Source organism: Methylocapsa sp. S129 (assembly GCF_009765995.1).
Lineage (GTDB): Bacteria > Pseudomonadota > Alphaproteobacteria > Rhizobiales > Beijerinckiaceae > Roseiarcus.
Map to the genome: position 1 here is coordinate 606,297 of NZ_LMUI01000011.1, position 18,668 is coordinate 624,964.

Genomic DNA, 18,668 nt, shown 5'->3' on the forward strand with positions numbered 1-18,668 from the left:
AGCCGCGCCTTCTGCGCGAATCGCCGCGTTTCAGCGCTCGTTAACCCTGTTGGGTCATGATGGAGGACGGTCGATCGCGGCAAGACGCGCGGGAGCATGAAATGAAGCAGGTACTCGTTGTCGACGACTCGCCCGTGATCCGCAAAATCGCGCGCCGGATTCTCGAAGGCATGCGTTTTCAAACGTCGGAAGCGGCGGATGGCAAGGAAGCCTTGGCGGCCTGTTCGTTCCTGATGCCGGACGCCATTCTGGTCGACTGGAACATGCCGGTTCTCGACGGCTTTGGTTTCCTGAAGCAATTGCGCCGCCTGCCAGGCGGCGACCGGCCAAAAGCCGTTTTCTGCATGAGCGAATATGACGTCGCCCTGATCGCCCGCGCGATGCACGCCGGCGCCGACGAAATCATCATGAAGCCGTTCGACCGCGATCTCATCAAATCCAAATTCGAGACGGTTGACGTGAATTGAAGGCGGCGACCGTAAGCGGGCGCTTAAGCGTGATCTCGAGCCGCGCTGCGATTTGCGCTTTGTCTAGCCCAAGCCGACCGGGCGCCCGACCACCGCCACGCTCATCGCGCCATCGCCGAACAGGCGCTTGGCGACGCGGCGCGCGTCATCCATCGTCACGGCCTCGATGAGGCGATTGCGCTCGATCAGCCATTCCGGCCCAAAACCGTCCATCTGAATATGCACGAGCTGGCCGGCGATCTTGGACGAAGTGTCGAAGCGCAAGGGATAGGAGCCGACGAGATATTTCTTACCCTTGACGAGTTCGTCCTCGGTCGGGCCGTTGCGGGACAGATCCAGAATTTCCGCCGCGATCACATCGAGCGATTCCTTGGCCCGTTCGTTCTTGGTCGAGGTGCCGCCGTGCAGAAAGCTGGCGTGGTCGAGCGTCGAAACCGAGGTCGAGACCGAATAGGCGAGGCCGCGTTTTTCGCGCACCTCCCGGAACAGGCGCGACGACAGGCCGGTTCCGCCGCCCAGGATATGAGCGAGGAGGACGCTGGTCATATAATCGGGGTCATGGCGCGCGAGGCCTGGCCGGCCGAAACGGATCGTCGATTGCGGCACGTCGAGATCGATGGTCTCGATCGTCCCGAGGCCGCTGAACGCTGCGTCCGTGACATCAGCCAGGACGCCGTTTTGCGGCAGATCGGCGAAGACGAGATCGATCAGTCTGGCGGCGCGCTCCGCATCGATCGCCCCGACGATGCCCACATAGAGCGCGCCGCGCGTCACAAGATTGCGCCCCAGCGCCGCAAGGTCGGCGCGCTCTATTCCCGGCAGGGTCTCAAGGGTTCCGTTGGTCGGCGCGCCATAGGGATGGTCCGGAAAAGAGCGCGTGCGCCAAGTGCGGCCGGCGAGCGAGCCCGGATCGTTGGCCTCGTGACGCAGGCCAGCGCTCAATTGCTCGCGCACCCGCGCGATCGGCGCCTCGTCTAGCCGCGGCGCATTGACGGCGAGGCGCAGCAGTTCGGCGGCACGATCGGCATTGCGGATGAGCGTGCGCATGCGCCCGCCGATATAATCGCGATCGCAATTGAAGGAGATTTCGATCGCTTTCTCGTCGAGCGCCTGCTGAAAGGCCTGCGAATCCAGATCGCCGGCGCCCTCGTCGAACAAAGCGGCGAGCATGGTCGCGGCGCCTGTCTTGCCCTGCGGATCCTGCGCCGCGCCGCCTTTGAAGGCGAAATCGAGAGACAAGAGCGGGACGGCGTAATCTTCGACCAGCCACGCCTTGACGCCGCGCGGCGTCACAAGCTGCTGCACATTGACCGCGCGCGAAAGGGTCCGATTGGCGACAGGAGCATTCATGGGCGTTTCCATCAGGCGCATTTGCGCCGTGTTTTGTCGGTGAAGCCGCGCCGGGCGCGGCGGCGATTGAGCCGGGCGAGGCTTTTCAGGCGGCGGTTGATTCCTCAAGCGGCAGCAGGTGACCGGTGACGGCCTTGCGGCGGTCCAGATGCTTTCGGGCCGCCGCGATGATCGAGGCGGGATCGACCGCTTCGATGCGCGTCGGCCATTGGCGAATGTCTTCCATACTGAGCCCCGTCGCCAGAGCCGATCCATACCAACGCGCCAGCATCGCCTGGCTGTCCTGCGCATAGATCGCGTCGGCGACGAGGCGGGTCTTGGCGCGCTCAAGCGCCCCGGCATCGACGCCATCGGCGATAAAGCGCGCGAGAACGCCGTCGATCGCCTTGTCGAGCGCTTCCATTGTCACGCCCGGATTGGGCATGGCGTAAAGGAAGAAGCGCGTCTCATCCAGGGCGGTGCCCATGTAATGGGCGCCGGCGACGACGGCGATCGCCTGATCCAGCACCAGCGCGCGATAAAGCAGGCTCGTTTGCCCGCCGCCGAGCAGATGGGCGAGAACTTCCAACGCCTCAGCCTCGCCCGGCTGGGCGGTGCGGAAGGAAGGCGCGAGATAGCAGCGCTGCCAGCTCGGCTGCTCGACCTTTTCATCATTCAGCGTCACGAGGCGCCGCGCGACAGGGGTGGGTTCTTGCGGGCGCTGGCGTTGCGGCGGCGCGCCGCGCGGCTTGATCTTGCCGTAGTTCGCCTCCGCCAGACGGCGCACTTCGTCGGCCTCGACATCGCCGGCGACAATCAGAATGGCGTTCTCGGGCGTATAGAACCGCTGGTAGTAATCGAGCGCGTCGGTCCTGTTCAGGCCCTCGATTTCATGGCTCCAGCCGATGATCGGGGCGCCATAGGGATGATGGGTGAACAAAGCGGCCTGCACCGCCTCGTTGAGCTGGGCGCCGGGGTCGGCGTCGCAATGCATGCGGCGCTCCTCCAGGACGACATCGCGCTCGGGCGCGACGATTTCATCGGTGAGCACAAGACCGGTCATGCGGTCGGCCTCGAATTCCATCATCACGCCAAGATGCTCCTTGGCGACGCGCTGGAAATAGGCGGTGTAATCATTGCCGGTGAAGGCGTTTTCCTGGCCGCCGAGTTCGGCGATGGTTTCGGAGAACTGACCCTGCGGGTGAAGCTTCGTGCCTTTGAACATCAAATGTTCGAGAAAATGCGCGATGCCCGACTTACCCGGCGGATCGTCGGCCGAGCCGTTGCGATACCACACCATATGCGTGACCACAGGCGCGCGGCGGTCGGGGATGACGACGACGCTCAGGCCATTGTCGAGACGGAAATCGACGATCGCGGGGCTGCCCGCCATGCGCGCCGATTCAGAGAGTGCAATCGGTGCGTTCGCGGTGGGGCCTTGGGCGGACGATTGAGACGAAAACATCGGCACCGCATGGGTTTGAGGATAGAGGCGCAGGGATGCCGCACGAGATTCAATCCGACATCTTTTCGACATATAGGACGTTGGCGCGCTCGTTGCCAGCGAGTCGCCAAATGAGGCGCCTTATTCCGGTATGCGCGCGCCTGCTCCTTAGTGGTCCGCGGCGCGCGCCGCCTCCGCCAACTGGCCTTCCACCGCCGCCTGCGAACCCAGGCCGTTGTAATAGGCGTTGAGGATGACTGCGACGATCGTCGTCAGGATGATGCCCGAATCAAGAATGGGTTTCAGGCCGACCGGGAAGTTCTTGAAGAACGTCGGCGCGATCAAAGGAATAAGGCCGGCCCCGACGCCGATCGCGACGATGAACAAATTGTTGCGGTTGTTGCGGAAGTCGACGCCGCCCAGGATGCGCACGCCGGTCGCCGCGACCATGCCGAACATCACGATGCCGGCGCCGCCGAGCACTTCAACCGGCACGGCCGCGACGATGGCGGCGAGTTTGGGCAGGAGACTGAGCAGGATCAGGATGACGCCGCCCGCCACCGCCACGAAGCGCGAGCGAATGCCGGTCACGCCGACCAGCCCGACATTCTGCGAGAACGACGTATAGGGGAAGGCGTTGAACAGGCCGCCGATGATCGTGCCGACGCCGTCGGCGCGCAGGCCGCGCGTGATGTCGGCGGCGTCGAGCTTTTTGCCCGTCATGTCGCCCAGCGCCAGGAACATGCCCGTCGATTCGATCATGACGACGATCATCACCACGCACATTGTCACGATCGGCACGATCTGGAAGTCGGGCCAGCCGAACTGGAACGGCGTGACGAGGCCGAAATAGGCGGCCGAGCCGACCGCGCCAAAGCTCATCTTCCCCAACAGCGCGGCGACGATCGCGCCCACGACAATGCCGAGCAGGACGGAAATATTGGCGACGAAGCCCTTGCCATATTTCGTGACGGCCAGAATGACGAGCAGGACAAGCAGCGACATAGCGAATCCGCCCAGCGCGTCGCGGTCAGGATTGTCGATCATGCTCTTGGTCGCGACATCGAAGACTTTCAGCGGCCCCTCGGCCCAGCCGACGCCGATGCGCATCAGCGAAAGGCCGATCACCAGGATGATCGAGCCGGTCACGACAGGGGGAAACAGCGTGATCAGTCGGCTCATCAGCGGCGCGACGAGCACCGCGAAGATTCCGGCTGATATGACCGAGCCATAGATGACGGTGAGAACCGAAGCCGGAGCGCCGCCCGCTTCCTTGGCGGCGTTGATCAGCGCCAGCATCGGCGCGACCGAGGCGAAGGTGACGCCCATCATCACCGGCAGGCGAATGCCGACGCCAGGAAAGCCGAAAGCCTGCACCAGGGTCGCGAGACCACAGGCGAGAATATCGGCGCTGATCAGAAACGCCCGCTGGTCGGGCGGCAGGCCGGCGGCGCCGGCCAGAATGAGGGGCACCGCGACGGCGCCGGCGTACATCACCAGAACATGCTGCAGGCCCAAAGCCGCGAGGCGCGGCGGCGGCAGCATTTCGTCTACGCCCGTAGACACATCGGACATCGCATCCCCCCTGCCTATTTTGGAGGCATGCTAGTCCCGATGGCGCTGAATGCGCCAGAGGCTTAGTGCAAAATCATTGGGATATCGGCGAAGGACGCCCTTCGCGATGCGATTTTTAGCTCGCGAGAGCCTTCACGCGCTTGGTGAGGCGGGAGATTTTCCGTGCCGCGGTGTTCTTGTGCAGGATGCCCTTTTGGGCGGCGCGCGCGACAAGCGGCTCGGCTTCGCGCAAAGCGGCGGCGGCGATCTTGGGATCCTTGCCGGCGATGGCTTCTTCCACCTTGCGCACATAAGTGCGCATTTCGCTGCGGCGCGACTTATTGACGGCGGTGCGGCGGGCGATCTTGCGGACGGCCTTTTTGGCCGACGATGTATTTGCCATAAACGAGAGTCCTTGCGGTGGGCGGCCTCGCCCAAAAGCTTGCGGACCGGACCTTGCAGCCCAGCCTGTTGGGCGCGCTTATAGACGCCGGTTCTCCGGCGCGTCAACCGCCGAACAGGGGTTTTGCGAAATTCATCCTGTGAAAATGGCCAAAAGAGCGCCGAGCCTAACCGGCCGGCCGATCGGCGACGGGCACCGCGCTGTCGGGCGCCGCTTTGGCCGGCGCGGGTTTGACGCCGTGCTTCCTGGCGTCGAGCGTCTGGATGTCGCGCCAGGAATTGGACTGGGCGATCATCTGGCGGATCGAAGCGACATTGGCGGCGGCGGCCTGCGCCGACCGGTCCTGCCGCTCGACCTGCTCCGCCTCGCCGAATTTGCCTTCGAGCGAGAGAACCAGCGCGAGGTTGTCGCGCACCCGCGCATCGGCGCGCGGACTTTCGGCGGCCTGCCGCAGCACCTGCTCGGCGAGCGGCAGTTGTTTTGTCAGGGCGTAAGAAAGACCGAGATTGCTCAGGACATTGGGCTCGCCTGGCGCGATTTTCAGCGCGTCGCGATAAAAATCCTGCGCTTTGGCGTGATCGCCGAGCTGATCGGCGATCGAACCCTGCACCGACATGCTCGACCAGTTCGGTCGCTCCGGCGTGTAGGAGCGCGACAGCACATCGGCGGCCTGCTCGAATTGGCCGGCGTCGGCGAGCGCCTTGCCGTAGGCGCCCAGCACTTCCATGTCCTTGGGCGCCTTGACCGCCGCCGCCTGCATTACGGCGGCCGCCTGGGCGTAGCGCGTCAACGCGCGCAGGGCTCTGGCGTAATTCATCGAGGCGATTTTTTCGCCGGGATTGGCGTCGTAGCGCTTGGCCCAGTCGTCGGCATAAGCGCGCAAATCCGCGTCGGATGTCGGCAGGGCCTGCTGAGAGCCGCTTGAGCCTATCGATCCGGTGATGTCGCCTGTGTCGCGGCATCCGCCGAGCGCGCCGATCGCAAGGGCGAAAGCGGCGTTGCGCAGCCAGCGGGCCGCGGGAGCGCCGCCCGCCGGTGGAGATGAAAATATCGGCATGATATAGGCCTCCCAACGGCGCCGGGCGAAGGCTCATCAATAAAATCTTAACGCTAACGATCGGTTAACGCGCTGGCGCGCCGCCTGGATAATCCCACGCTCAAGGAGCTGCCCGCGTGTCATCGTCTTTCGCCGCGCCGACCCCAGACGCCATCCCGATCACTTTCGTCGCCAAGGAGACATGGGGCGCGATCCGCGCCGCGCTCGCCGCGCCGGCGGCGGCTTTCGCCCAGAGCGCGGGCTTTGACGCCTCGCCCGGCCAATGCCAGCTCCTGCCCGATGCGCAAGGGGCGCTTGCCGGCGTGTTGTTCGGTCTGGAGAACGCCGAGGCGTGCGATCGCGATCCGATGCTGCCGGGCAAGCTCGCTACTCTTCTGCCGGCGGCGACCTATCGCTTCGCCAATGCGCCCCATGATTCGAGCCTTGGCGCGCTCGCGTTTCTGCTCGGCCTCTATCGCTTCACGCGTTATCGGGCGGCGGCGAAGGCGCAGCCCGCTCTCGTAGCGCCCGAGAATGTCGACGCCGCCAAGATTGCGCGCATCGCGCAGGCGGTCGCCTTCGGCCGCGATCTCGTCAACACGCCGGCCAATGATCTTGGCCCCGACGCACTTGAGCAGGAGGCCGTGGGTCTGGCGGAGCGTTTTGGCGCGATGGCTGCGGTCACGCGCGGCGACGATCTTCTCGCGCACAACCTGCCCCTTATTCACGCGGTCGGCCGCGCCGCCGGGCAGGCGCCGCGTCTTGTCGATTTCGCCTGGGGCCGCAGCGACGCGCCCAAAGTGACGCTGGTCGGCAAAGGCGTCACTTTCGACACCGGCGGCCTCGACATCAAGCCGGCGAGCGGAATGGAGATCATGAAGAAGGACATGGGCGGCGCCGCCGCCGCTTTGAGCCTGTCGCGCATGATCATGGAGGCGGGCCTCGACGTGCGCCTGCGCACGCTCGTCCCCATCGTCGAGAATTCGATTTCGGCCAATGCTTTCCGGCCCGGCGACGTGCTCAAAAGCCGCAAGGGCCTGACGGTCGAGATCGGCAATACCGACGCCGAAGGGCGGCTGATCCTCGCCGACGCGCTGGCGCTGGCCGATGAAGAATCGCCCGCGCTGCTGTTCGATTTCGCGACGCTGACCGGGGCGGCGCGCGTCGCGCTCGGCCCCGACCTGCCGCCGTTCTACACAGACGATGAAGCGCTGGCGGGCGAAATCGCGCGCCACGCGGCCGCGGTCCGCGACCCGCTCTGGCGCCTGCCGCTCTGGCGCCCTTATGACAGGCTGGTCGCCGGCAAGATCGCCGATCTCACCAATTCGCCTGGCAGCCCCTTCGCCGGCTCGATCACCGCCGCCTTGTTCCTGCAGCGCTTTGTCGCCAACACGAAGGCCTGGGCGCATTTTGACATCTACGCCTGGAATCCCGCGGCGCGCGCGCATGGGCCGGAGGGCGGAGAGGTGCAGGCGGCGAGGGCGCTGTTTGCGCTGGTGGGGGAGAGGTTTGGGCTTTGATAGCAGACACGGCGCCCCTTCCCCCCTTGCGGGGGAAGGTGGCCGGTTAGCCCTCAAATAAACATCGCCCGGTCCCGCTCGACCGCCGCGACCAGATGATCATGTACCGCGCGGATTCGCCCGAGGCCGCGCGTGTCTTCATGCGTCACGATCCAATAGCCGCGCATGGCGCGGCGCTCGGGCAGGACGCGCGTCAAATCCGCGAAACGGTGCGCGATATAATCATGCACGACGCCAAGGCCGAGCCCGGCGCGCATCGCTTCGAGTTGCGTCACCGCGCTCGTGCATTCGAATGAAGTGGGCGCGCCGTCGAAGAGTTCGCGCACGTAATCGAGGGCGGTGGAAAAGGCGTGCTCCTCGACATAGCCGATCAGTCGATGCTCCGAGAGATCGGCGACGTCGCGCGGCGCCTTATGCGCTTTCAGATAGTCCGCGCTTGCATAAATGCCGAGCGAATAATCGGTGAGCTTGCGCGCGACGAAGCGGCCCGCTTCCGGCTTGTCCAGCACCACGACGATGTCGACCTCGCGCCGCGCCAGCGGGATCACCTGCGGCGTCGGCACGAGCTGGATGATAATGCCGGGATGGCGCTCGGCGAAGTCGCGCAAGGCGGCGGCGAGATAATAGGTGGAAAAGCCGTCGGGCGCGCCGATGCGCACCACGCCCGTCAGTTCGACATCCCGATCGCCGATCTCGGCCTGCGCATGCAGGAACGCCGATTCCATCTGTTCGGCAATGGCCAGAAACCGCTCGCCGGCCGAGGTCAGCCGCGCCCCGGTGGTGCGCCGGTCGAACAATTTGGCGCCAAGCCCGGCCTCCAGCGCGGCGATGCGCCGGCTGACGGTGGCGTGGTCGAGCCGCAGCCGCCGCGCCGCCGCGACAAATTGGCCGCCCCGGGCGACCGCAAGAAAAACGCGCACATTGTCCCAATCCATGGCACGGGTTTAGCATAGACAGAGGATTGCGCCGCCCCTCATCCGGCGCTTCGCGCCACCTTCTCCCCGCAAGCGGGGCGAAGGGACGCGCCTTCCCCTTCGCCCCGCTTGCGGGGAGAAGGTGTCGGCGTAGCCGACGGATGAGGGGCGGCGCGACGCTGGCGGCGCGTTCCGCCACCGCCTGTTTCAGGGAGTTCATATGTTTGGTCGCTCGGCGTTGTGCCTCCTCTCCGTTCTCGCTTTCGCCGCGCCTGCGCGCGCCGACGACGCGCCCTTCCTCCTTGGCATCATGAACGATCAGTCCGGCCCCTATGCCGATCTCGCCGGCCCCAGCTCGGTGCAGGCCATGCGTATGGCGATCGAGGATTTCGGCGGCGCTGTGCTCGGCAAGAAGATCGAGCTGCTCGTCGCCGACCATCAGAACAAGGTCGACATCGGCATGGCGATCGCGCGCGAATGGTATGGCGAGAAAAATGTGCGCGTGATTTTCGACATCACCAATTCGGGCGTCGCGCTGGCGTTGCAGGATCTGGCCAAGGCGCAAAAGAAGCTGGTCATCTTCGATTCCGCCTCTTCCTCCGCCCTCACCGGCGCCTCCTGCTCGCCCAACGGTTTCCAGTGGAACGCCGACAATTGGTCGAACGGCGTCTCGCTGATGCGCCTGTTGATCCAGGACAAGCGCGACAGTTTCTATTTTATCACCGCCGATTACGCCTTCGGCGCCTCGCTGGAGGCCGATGCGCGCGACGCGATCGCCAAGGCGGGCGGGACGACGATCGGCGCCGTGCGCGCGCCGCTCAACTCCGCCGATTTCAGCTCCTATCTCCTGTCGGCGCAGGCGTCCGGCGCCAAAGTCGTCGTGCTCGCCAATACCGGCGCGGATCTCTCGACTTCACTGAAACAGGCCAATGAATTCGGCCTCACCCCGGGCCAATATATCGCGACGCCGATCACCTATCTCAGCGACGTCAACGCGCTCGGCCTGCCCGTCGCCCATGATCTCGTCTTCATGCAATCCTGGTACTGGGACCTCAATGATGCGACGCGCGCTTTCGCCAAACGCTTCTTCGAGCGCACCAAGCGCATGCCCAACGACAACCAGGCCGCGCTCTATTCCTCGGTGCTGCATTATCTCGAAGCGGTGAAGGCGACGGGGAGCGACGATGCGCTTGAAGTCGCGAAAGCAATGAAAGCGGCGCCGATCCACGACGTCTTCACCGACAACGGATTGGTGCGCGCCGACGGCCGCGTCGTCTACGACCGCTACCTCGTCAAGGTGAAAGCGCCCACGGAATCGAAATATCCCTGGGACTATCTGACGATCGTCGCAAAAATCCCGGCAGCGGAAGCGTTCCGGGCGATGGGGGCGAGCGGGTGCAAGATGGAGGGCGTGCAGTGAGGGGATTGTTCGGATACGTTTGCTGACTTTACTTCGTCTCCACCCGAGCGCCAAAATTCTTTGGGAGCGCTTTGGAGGCATGGAATGGCCGAACCTGATTCTGAGATAAGTGAACGACGTTCTGTGCATCGAACGCAATGGGCCGCTCAATTTGCGGTGGCGAGTGAGCTTTGCAAGCGGGGATATGAGGTAGCCTTTACGATGGGCAATCACCCTTCCGTAGACCTGATGGTCAATAGCCCAAACAAGACGACGTTTTCGATTGATGTGAAAGGCCTATACAAAAGGAATTTCTGGGTCGTCAAACCTAAGAAGCCTTTGCGTAATCTCTTCTACGTTTTTGCATTCGTTCCGAATGATGCTCAAAACAAATTTTTTGTGCTCACCCAACAACAGGTCAACGAAGAGATAGAAGCGGGAATTATGAGGGCGCGTGAACGGGCGATAAAAAAGGGGAGGTCCGGGGACAAGGCCGGTATCTTTCCGTGCGTTAGCTGGACTCACGCGGAAAAATTCGAAGACGCGTGGAAAGACCTCCCAAAATAGAAGCGAAGAACATAGCTTGACACGACAGTCGCGCGCGTCCCTTCCCCCCTTGGGGGAAGATGCGCGCGTGACCGAACAAAAGATTGACGAAAGCGCGTTCGCCGTCGATCCTGTTTGGGCGCGGCGACCAAGCCGCCGCCCGACGGCGACTGAAAAAACGCATCCGGAAGCGTTTTGCGATCTAACCTCTTGATATTCCACGATCGCAGACCGGATGTCGGAAACGGATGTTTTGTTTTCCTCAATGACTTCAATGGGGATGAGACGCGAGACATTTCCAAAATACATTCCATTGCGCTTCCGAGGGCGGTTTTTGGCTTCATTTGGCTTCCGCACAAGCGCCGCCAACAGACAGGGCTTCGCATCAGTCTGTAATAGGGGAGACTTCAGGTGACCGCTGAGACCAAAGACAGCTTGGGAGCTCTGGCGACCCGCGCGCTTGGCGATCTCGCCAAAGTGTTCGCGCGTCTGGCGCCCGGCGCCGAGGACGCGCTGGTCGATGCGATCGTCGCGGCCAAGCGCATCGCCATCTATGGCGCCGGGCGCGAAGGCCTGCAGATGGATGGCTTTGCGATGCGGCTGTTCCATCTTGGCCTCGATGTGCATGTGGTCGGCGATATGACTGTGCCGCCGCTCGGGCCGGGCGACCTGCTGCTGGTCTCCTCCGGGCCGGGCGCCTCCAATATCGGCGATGCGCTGATTGCGGTGGCGCGCGAGGCGGGCGCGAAAACCGCCGTCGTGACGGCGCAGCCGGGCGGCCGCACGCCTCTGCGCGCCGATATCGTTTTTACGATTCCCGCCCAGACCATGGCGGACGATCGCGGCGGCGAAGTCTCGGTGCTGCCGATGGGCTCATTGTTCGAGACCGCGCAGATGGTGCTGTTCGAGATCATTGTGCTGACTTTGCGCGAACGGCTCGGCGAAAGCGTCGAAAGCATGCGCATGCGGCATACGAATGTGGAGTAAGCCTATTTTTGCACAGATGATGAGCGAAATCGGCGATTGCTGTGCAAAAAAATGAAGGCTATGGACTCTCGCGAAGGACGAATTCCAGGGAGCGAACCATGATCAGCTACGGCCATTTCATCGGCGGCAAGAATGTCGCGGGCAAGTCGGGCCGCACGGCCGAAGTCTTTCAGCCGATGGACGGCACGGTGCGCGCCCATGTCGCGCTCGCCTCTAAGGCCGAACTGACCGAAGCCGTCGCGAACGCCAAAGCCGCCCAGCCCGACTGGGCCGCCACCAACCCGCAGCGTCGCGCCCGCGTGCTGATGAAATTCCTCGACCTGATCGCCAGGAACAATGACGAACTCGCCGATATCCTGGCGCGCGAGCACGGCAAGACGGTCGCCGACGCCAAGGGCGACATCCAGCGCGGCGTCGAAGTCGTCGAATTCGCGCTCGGCGTCCCCCATCTGATGAAGGGCGAATATACCGACGGCGCCGGCCCGGGCATCGATTCCTATTCGATGCGCCAGCCGCTCGGCGTCGTCGCCGGCATCACGCCGTTCAACTTCCCCGCGATGATCCCGCTGTGGAAACTCGCGCCCGCCATCGCCTGCGGCAACGCCTTCATCCTCAAGCCTTCCGAGCGCGATCCCGGCGTGCCGATGCGCCTGGCTGAATTGTTCATCGAAGCGGGCGGCCCTCCAGGCATCCTCAATGTTGTCAATGGCGACAAGGAAGCGGTCGACGCCATTCTGGACGATCCCGACATCAAGGCGATCGGCTTTGTCGGCTCGACGCCGATCGCCGAATATATTTACGCACGCGGCTGCGCGACGGGTAAACGCGTGCAGTGCTTCGGCGGCGCGAAGAACCATATGGTCATCATGCCCGACGCAGACATGGACCAGACAGTCGACGCTCTGATGGGCGCGGGCTATGGCTCGGCGGGCGAGCGCTGCATGGCGATTTCGGTCGCCGTGCCGGTCGGCAAGGCGACGGCGGACGAATTGATCAAGCGCCTCATTCCGCGCGTCGAAGCGCTGAAGATCGGCCCCTCGACCGATTCCGGCGCCGATTACGGCCCGATGGTGACGCAAGCGCAGGTCGACAAAGTGAAATCCTATGTCGACATCGGCATCAAGGAGGGCGCCAAGCTTGTCGTCGACGGTCGCGGCTTCAAGATGCAGGGCTATGAGAACGGCTTCTACATGGGCGGCTGCCTGTTCGACGGCGTCACCAAGGACATGCGCATCTACAAGGAAGAGATTTTCGGGCCCGTCCTCGCGGTGGTGCGCGCGACGAATTACAGCGAGGCGCTCGGCCTGTGCAACGACCATGAATATGGCAATGGCGTCGCGATCTTCACGCGTGACGGCGATGCGGCGCGCGATTTCGCCTCAAAAGTCCAGGTCGGGATGGTCGGCGTCAACATTCCGATCCCGGTGCCGGTTTCGTATTACACATTTGGCGGCTGGAAGCGTTCGGGCTTCGGCGATCTCAACCAGCACGGGCCGGATTCGATCCGCTTCTACACCAAGACCAAGACGATTACCTCCCGCTGGCCCTCGGGCGTGAAGGACGGCGCGAACTTCAATATTCCGACGATGGGGTGAGGCGCAGCTAGCACTTCTCGCCGTCGGGCCGAGGAACCATCGGATGTTTTCTCTCAACGCCGACCACATTGCGATGCGCGACACGGCCAAGGCCTTTGCCGACGAACGCATCGCACCTAATGCCGTGGCCTGGGACGAGGCGAAGCATTTCCCCGTCGATGTGCTGCGCGAAGCCGCCGGCCTTGGCATGGCGGCGATCTATGTGCGCGAAGAAAGCGGCGGCTCGGGCCTGACGCGCCTCGATGCAGCGCTGATCTTCGAGGCGCTGGCGACCGGCTGTCCGAGCACGGCCGCCTATCTGTCGATCCATAATATGGTCTCGTGGATGATCGATCGCTTCGGCGCGCCGGCGCTGCAGGCGAAATTCCTGCCCAGGCTCGCCAGTATGGAGCATTTGTCGAGCTATTGCCTGACCGAACCTGGCGCCGGCTCGGACGCCGCGGCGTTGCAGACGCGCGCGCGCCGCGACGGCGATTTTTACGTGCTCGACGGCGTCAAGCAATTCATCTCCGGCGCCGGCGCCGCCGATATTTATCTCGTGATGGCTCGCACCGGCGGCGAGGGCGCCGGCGGCATATCGGCTTTCGTCGTCGAAAAGGGAACGGCCGGTCTTTCGTTCGGCGCAAATGAGCGCAAGATGGGTTGGAATACGCAGCCGACGCGCCAGGTCATCATGGAAGGCGCGCGCATCCCCGCAGGAAATCTCATCGGCGCCGAGGGCGAGGGCTTCAAGATCGCAATGGCCGGGCTCGACGGCGGACGCCTCAACATCGGCGCTTGCGCGCTCGGCGGCGGCGAGGCGGCGCTCGCCAAGGCGCTCGCCCATATGCGCGAGCGCAAAGCGTTTGGGCGCGCGATCATCGATTTTCAGGCGCTGCAATTTCGCCTCGCCGACATCGCGACATCGCTGGAAGCGGCGCGCTCGCTGCTCTGGCGCGCCGCCGCCGCTTTGGACGCCAAGGCGCCGGATGCGACGCAGCTTTGCGCCATGGCAAAAAGGGTCGCGACGGATGCGGGTTTCAACGCCGCCAACGATGCGTTGCAATTGCTGGGCGGCTACGGCTATCTCGCCGATTACGGCGTCGAGAAGATCGTCCGGGATTTGCGCGTGCATCAGATATTGGAAGGCACCAACGAGATCATGCGCTTGATTGTGGCGCGCGGGCTCATCAAGGGCTGATAACGCCTATTCCTGGGAGGACATCATGACGGCGATCGCCTTTATCGGCCTGGGCAATATGGGCGGCCCGATGGCGGCCAATCTCGTCAAGGCGGGCCATCGCGTCGCCGGCTTCGATCTCGTCGAGAAGCTGCGCCACGACGCCGCCGCGGCTGGCGTTGCGATCTCGGCGTCGGCCCGTGAAGCGGTCGCGGGCGCCGACGTCGTCATCACCATGCTGCCGGCAGGGCGGCATGTCGTCGCCGCGTGGAGCGACATTCTGCCCGCGGCGAAGCCAGGCGCCCTGTTCATCGACAGCTCCACCATCGATGTCGAAAGCGCCAGGCGCGCCCATCAGGCCGCCGCCGCCGCCGGTATGCCTTGCCTCGACGCGCCCGTCTCGGGGGGCGTGGGCGGCGCCAGCGCGGGCACGCTCACCTTTATGGCGGGCGGCGAGGAGGCGGCTTTCGCTTCGGGCAAGCCGATTCTGGAGGCGATGGGCAAGCGCATCGTTCATTGCGGCGGCGCCGGCGCCGGGCAGGCGGCGAAAATCTGCAACAATATGATCCTGGGCGCGACGATGATCGCGACCTGCGAGGCCTTCGTGCTTGCCGAAAAGCTGGGGCTGTCGGCGCAGGCGCTCTTTGATGTCGCCTCGACCTCTTCGGGCCAGTCCTGGTCGCTCACCACGTATTGCCCGGTTCCCGGCCCCGTGCCGAATTCGCCCGCCAACAAGGATTACAAGCCGGGCTTCGCCGCCGCGCTCATGCTCAAGGATCTGCGGTTGGCGCAGGAGGCGGCGCTCAGCGCCGGCGCTTCGACGCCGATCGGCGCGCAGGCGGCGCAGCTCTATGCGCTGTTCGCCGCGAGCGGCCATGCGGGCGACGATTTCTCGGGCATTGTCAATTTTCTGCGTGGCGGCGCGGTCTGAGTTTCGCGCTCCTACGTTTCCGCCGCGGCGTGGCGATAGACGGCCGCCGCCGCGATCAGCGCGAGCGCCGCTTTGCGCAGACGCTGGAATTCGGTTCCTAAAGCGCCGATCGTCGCGGGCCCGCTAAAATAAGCTGGCCCCGCCGGATCGGGCGGCGCCTGTTTGTCCGACAACAGGCCGATCAGCCATTCGCGCGTCGCCTGAAGGCGCGGCCCGATCGTCTGGAAATCATCGCCGCCGCGCCGCTCGCGCATGAACAGCCGCGTCGCCGAGATATGGGCGGCCAAGACATAGCCGGCGATCAGCATGGCGGCCATTTCGTCGAGGCCGCGATGCACCGCCTGCGGCTCGCCGCCCATTCTGCCAGCCGAATCGGAAAGCGCGGCGATCGCCTCGATCATGCTTTTGCGCGCCATGCGATAGTCCTGGCGCGACGCGCGTTCGTCCAATGCGACTTTGGCGAAGGCGGCGATGTCCGATTGCAGACGCTGCGCCAGTCGCGGCGCCTCGTTGAATTCCCAGCGCGGCAGCACATGGCTGAAGAGCTGGGCGAGCGCCGCGCCGACCAGCGTGTCGGCGATGCGCGTCAGGGTCGGCAGCGAATGCGTCGGGTCGATGAGATGTAGCGACATCAGCGCCGTGATCGAGGCGCCGACCGAGGCGATGCGATAGCGCAGTCGCGCAAAGCCATGCACGATCGCGAGCCCCAGGGCCTGAACGGCGATCAGCGCCCCGATCGGCAGCGTCGCGAGCGCGGCGGCGGCGATGAGGCAGCCAATCAGCGTGCCGATGACGCGGTCGTCGCGCCGCTCGCGCGTCAGGCCATAGCTCGCGCGCATGATGACGGCGATGGTCAGCAAAATCCAGTTGCCATGCCCCTCGCTGCTCATCGAATGGGCGACCAGCGCTCCCGCCGTCATCGCCAGCGCGAGCCGCGCCGCAAAGCGAAAGACCGGCGAGTTCGGCGTGAGATGGACGGTCAGCAGTTTCGGGTTGAAGGAGGCGCGCGCCCGGAACGCGGCAAGATCGATGTCGCCGATCGACGCGCTGGCGACTTCATCGTCGGACAGCGCCTGCTCCAGCCGCCGGATATGGCCGAGCGCGTCGCCGATCCGCAGCGCGGTCGCCTGCACGGCGGCGAGCGCCTCCGGGCTGAGTTCGCCGCTGCGCACAAGATTCTCCGCCTCGCGCTTGAGAGCGTCGGCGGCCAAAGTATGGTCGGGCGGCAGGCTGGGCGCCTCGTTCGACAACAGCTCCAGGCTCAGATGCTGGAGATCGAGCGAGGCGGCGCGCAAGGTGACGGCGATGCGCGCCATCAGCGTCGCGGTCGCCGGCGTCGCGCGCAACTCCGCCAGTTCGATATGCGCGGCCACCAGCGCGTCGAGCGTATCGAGCAAAATGCCGATCGTCGCCGCCAGGCGCAGGCGTTCCCTCGAGGCTCGGGGCCGCTCCAGCAGCAGCGTGCGCGCCGCCTGCATTTGGTCGGACAAAGCCGCTTGCTGGCGGATCACCGCGCCATAGACTTCGGGCAGGTCGATCGTCGGATTGTAGAAGGCGGCGACGCGGCGCAGATAGGCGGAGAATTCGCGCAGGGCTTCGCTTGCCATCATGCGCCGCCCGCCCGCGTCGGTGATCGCCGTCAGCAGCAGCGCGATCGCGATATAGGCGAGGCCGCCGCCGATCAGCACCGCCTCGTTGCGCAGCGCGCCGGCAAAGCTTGTGGGCGGCAGGCCGAGCACGAACACCATCGGCACCAAGGCCTGCATGCTGAGCGCCAAAGCCCAGCGTCCGTAGCCCGTCACCAGGCCGGCGAGAAACGCGATCACCGCGATCGCGGGAATCAGCGCCCAGGGAAAGCCGGCGATCAGTTGGATCGACAGCGTCGAGAAAATGGCGATGCCAAAGCCGACCGCCATCAGCAGCGCCTTGCGGCGCAGGGGCGCCGGCTGGTCGCTGATGCTCGCCGAAATCGCCCCCAGCGTCGCCGGCTGGCCCGCCGCGAAGCCGAACAAGGCCGAAGAAATCAGGCTCACCGCCATCACGCCCGCCGCGACGCTGATTCCGTTGAGAATATGTTGGCCGACGAGCAGCTTCAGCAGCGTGGGGGAGCGAAGCCATTGGCGCATAAGCGAGGGCGGGGCCGCGTTGGATGGGAGGAGCCGGCCGCCATCCTAACGAGGGCAGGGGGAAATGTCTTGGCGGGAAAACTCCCTCTCCCGCTTGCGGGAGAGGGCAGGGCGAGGGCCTTCAGGCGTTCCGCGCTTCAATCGGCGATCATCCTCGCCGCCTTATTTCCGCAAATATTTTCTCCTGTCTTTTCAATGCTCCTGCAAATTTTTTATCTGGGTCGAGCGTTTGATTTCAAAGGGTTGCAAGCGAAAAATGGGAATTTAAAATTTCTGGAATTCCGGCGGCCGGTCGCTTTCGAACTGCGCTCCCTTGGCATGGCGATTTATCGTCGAAACGGTCGAGAATGATCCATCGTTTCGCATGGCGGAGCGTGTTTCACCCTTGAGGACCTGTCAATGATGGCCCTCCAGGCCACCGCCGAAGGCGGCGCGCCTTTGGCGCGTCATTGACAGGTCCTCAAGGGTGAAAAAAATGCCTTCATGCGAACAATGGCTCCATAACGCCAGGCGGGGGCGTTCTCTTTGTCCCGCCCCTTTCTCCTGAGCACCTGCGACCATCATAGTCTGAAAAACAGAATTTCACCAGAAATTGTTCGCCCACCGCCCCCACCCCCTGACCCCTCCCCGCAAACGCGGGGAGGGGAGGCGCCAGGATTTCCCCTCCCCGTGAAACGGGGAGGGGCCAGGGGTGGGGCGGTGCGTCTGTGTGCAACCGGCGATGCCCCCGCCTCACGTCCCCTTCCTCGCAAGCGCCGGCGCAATCAGCGCACACCCCTTCCAGCCCCAATAAATCCGGTGCCAGCGGATCAGCCCGTCCGCGATATCCATCGCCTCGACAAGATCGACCTGGTCGCCGTCGGGCGCCGCACGGGGATATTCCCAGATCAACCGATGGCGTCCATCCGTCAGCCATTCTCCCGTGCGATGCCAGCGGACGAGATCGTTGGGGCGGCGTTTGGCGCCTTCGTCGAAGAAATGGCGCAGTTCGGCGCGGCCGCGCAATATGCCGTCCGTCTTGTCATCGAGAATGGCGAGGACCAGCGGCGATTCCAGCACCGCGTCTTCGGCATAGAGCGCCAGCAACCCCTCCGCATCGCGCGCTTTCGCGCAGACATGCCAGTCGCGATGGATGCGCGCGCAATCGGCGAGAAAGCCGCCTGGCGGCGCTTGATCATGGGCGTTCATTCATCGTCTCCTTGAGGTCAGCGGGTTCGACGAACCATAGGCCTGGACGCGGCGCGATGCTTCAGCGACG

The 18,668-nt window shown here is 64.5% G+C and carries 17 protein-coding genes; 9 read left to right on the forward strand and 8 right to left on the reverse strand.

All coding sequences use genetic code 11. From position 1 onward, the window contains the following. Nucleotides 1–101: 101 nt before the first annotated feature. Nucleotides 102–467 carry a PleD family two-component system response regulator gene (locus GSQ90_RS05290; protein ID WP_158813732.1) on the forward strand — a complete coding sequence of 122 codons (366 nt, stop codon included), beginning with the start codon at nucleotides 102–104 and terminating at the stop codon, nucleotides 465–467. Between the two features lie 63 nt (nucleotides 468–530). Here GSQ90_RS05290 and GSQ90_RS05295 read toward each other — a convergent pair whose 3' ends face one another. The 5 genes from GSQ90_RS05295 to GSQ90_RS05315 all read right to left on the reverse strand — a co-directional run bounded on the left by GSQ90_RS05295 (nucleotide 531) and on the right by GSQ90_RS05315 (nucleotide 6,254). Next, a complete protein-coding gene (locus GSQ90_RS05295) occupies nucleotides 531–1,817 on the reverse strand; it encodes a pitrilysin family protein (protein ID WP_158813733.1) in 1,287 nt (428 codons plus the stop codon). A gap of 85 nt (nucleotides 1,818–1,902) precedes the next feature. Next, nucleotides 1,903–3,261: a pitrilysin family protein gene (locus GSQ90_RS05300; protein WP_158813734.1), complete on the reverse strand. Its 1,359-nt coding sequence runs from the start codon at nucleotides 3,259–3,261 to the stop codon at nucleotides 1,903–1,905. Nucleotides 3,262–3,408: 147 nt separating this feature from the next. Then, complete coding sequence (locus tag GSQ90_RS05305; protein ID WP_158813735.1) at nucleotides 3,409–4,815, reverse strand: nucleobase:cation symporter-2 family protein; 1,407 nt, start codon at nucleotides 4,813–4,815, stop codon at nucleotides 3,409–3,411. Nucleotides 4,816–4,930: 115 nt separating this feature from the next. Further along, nucleotides 4,931–5,197 (reverse strand): 30S ribosomal protein S20, encoded by a 267-nt coding sequence (gene rpsT / locus GSQ90_RS05310; protein WP_158813736.1) that lies wholly within the window; start codon nucleotides 5,195–5,197, stop codon nucleotides 4,931–4,933. A gap of 166 nt (nucleotides 5,198–5,363) precedes the next feature. Beyond that, a complete protein-coding gene (locus tag GSQ90_RS05315; protein ID WP_158813737.1) occupies nucleotides 5,364–6,254 on the reverse strand; it encodes a tetratricopeptide repeat protein in 891 nt (296 codons plus the stop codon). Between the two features lie 116 nt (nucleotides 6,255–6,370). Here GSQ90_RS05315 and GSQ90_RS05320 point away from each other — a divergent pair, with 116 nt between their 5' ends. Next, on the forward strand, nucleotides 6,371–7,753 hold the full coding sequence (locus GSQ90_RS05320) for a M17 family metallopeptidase (RefSeq protein ID WP_158813738.1): 1,383 nt from the start codon (nucleotides 6,371–6,373) through the stop codon (nucleotides 7,751–7,753). Between the two features lie 53 nt (nucleotides 7,754–7,806). On the opposite strand, the gene GSQ90_RS05325 is transcribed toward GSQ90_RS05320, so the two are convergent. After that, on the reverse strand, nucleotides 7,807–8,673 hold the full coding sequence (locus tag GSQ90_RS05325) for a LysR family transcriptional regulator (protein ID WP_246731418.1): 867 nt from the start codon (nucleotides 8,671–8,673) through the stop codon (nucleotides 7,807–7,809). Between the two features lie 214 nt (nucleotides 8,674–8,887). Here GSQ90_RS05325 and GSQ90_RS05330 point away from each other — a divergent pair, with 214 nt between their 5' ends. The 6 genes from GSQ90_RS05330 to mmsB all read left to right on the forward strand — a co-directional run bounded on the left by GSQ90_RS05330 (nucleotide 8,888) and on the right by mmsB (nucleotide 15,284). Continuing rightward, nucleotides 8,888–10,087, forward strand: a complete 1,200-nt coding sequence (locus GSQ90_RS05330) for an ABC transporter substrate-binding protein (protein WP_158813740.1) — start codon at nucleotides 8,888–8,890, stop codon at nucleotides 10,085–10,087. Nucleotides 10,088–10,171: 84 nt separating this feature from the next. Next, the gene (locus GSQ90_RS05335; protein ID WP_158813741.1) at nucleotides 10,172–10,633 is read left to right on the forward strand and encodes a hypothetical protein; all 462 of its coding nucleotides are present in this window, start codon (nucleotides 10,172–10,174) and stop codon (nucleotides 10,631–10,633) included. Between the two features lie 390 nt (nucleotides 10,634–11,023). Beyond that, a complete protein-coding gene (locus tag GSQ90_RS05340; RefSeq protein ID WP_246731419.1) occupies nucleotides 11,024–11,599 on the forward strand; it encodes an SIS domain-containing protein in 576 nt (191 codons plus the stop codon). 98 nt (nucleotides 11,600–11,697) lie between these two features. Further along, nucleotides 11,698–13,194: a CoA-acylating methylmalonate-semialdehyde dehydrogenase gene (locus GSQ90_RS05345; RefSeq protein ID WP_158813742.1), complete on the forward strand. Its 1,497-nt coding sequence runs from the start codon at nucleotides 11,698–11,700 to the stop codon at nucleotides 13,192–13,194. Nucleotides 13,195–13,237: 43 nt separating this feature from the next. Continuing rightward, nucleotides 13,238–14,374: an acyl-CoA dehydrogenase family protein gene (locus GSQ90_RS05350; RefSeq protein ID WP_158813743.1), complete on the forward strand. Its 1,137-nt coding sequence runs from the start codon at nucleotides 13,238–13,240 to the stop codon at nucleotides 14,372–14,374. A 25-nt stretch (nucleotides 14,375–14,399) separates the two neighbouring features. Further along, entirely contained in the window at nucleotides 14,400–15,284 is an 885-nt protein-coding gene (gene mmsB, locus GSQ90_RS05355; RefSeq protein ID WP_158813744.1) for a 3-hydroxyisobutyrate dehydrogenase, read from the forward strand. An 11-nt stretch (nucleotides 15,285–15,295) separates the two neighbouring features. Here the strand turns inward: mmsB and GSQ90_RS05360 are convergent, their stop codons facing one another. Beyond that, complete coding sequence (locus GSQ90_RS05360) at nucleotides 15,296–17,410, reverse strand: FUSC family membrane protein (protein WP_158813745.1); 2,115 nt, start codon at nucleotides 17,408–17,410, stop codon at nucleotides 15,296–15,298. Between the two features lie 69 nt (nucleotides 17,411–17,479). On the opposite strand from GSQ90_RS05360, the gene GSQ90_RS05365 reads away from it, so the two are divergent. Next, nucleotides 17,480–17,761: a hypothetical protein gene (locus GSQ90_RS05365; RefSeq protein ID WP_158813746.1), complete on the forward strand. Its 282-nt coding sequence runs from the start codon at nucleotides 17,480–17,482 to the stop codon at nucleotides 17,759–17,761. A gap of 381 nt (nucleotides 17,762–18,142) precedes the next feature. On the opposite strand, the gene GSQ90_RS05370 is transcribed toward GSQ90_RS05365, so the two are convergent. Next, the gene (locus GSQ90_RS05370; protein WP_158813747.1) at nucleotides 18,143–18,598 is read right to left on the reverse strand and encodes a nuclear transport factor 2 family protein; all 456 of its coding nucleotides are present in this window, start codon (nucleotides 18,596–18,598) and stop codon (nucleotides 18,143–18,145) included. Between the last annotated feature and the right edge of the window lie 70 nt (nucleotides 18,599–18,668).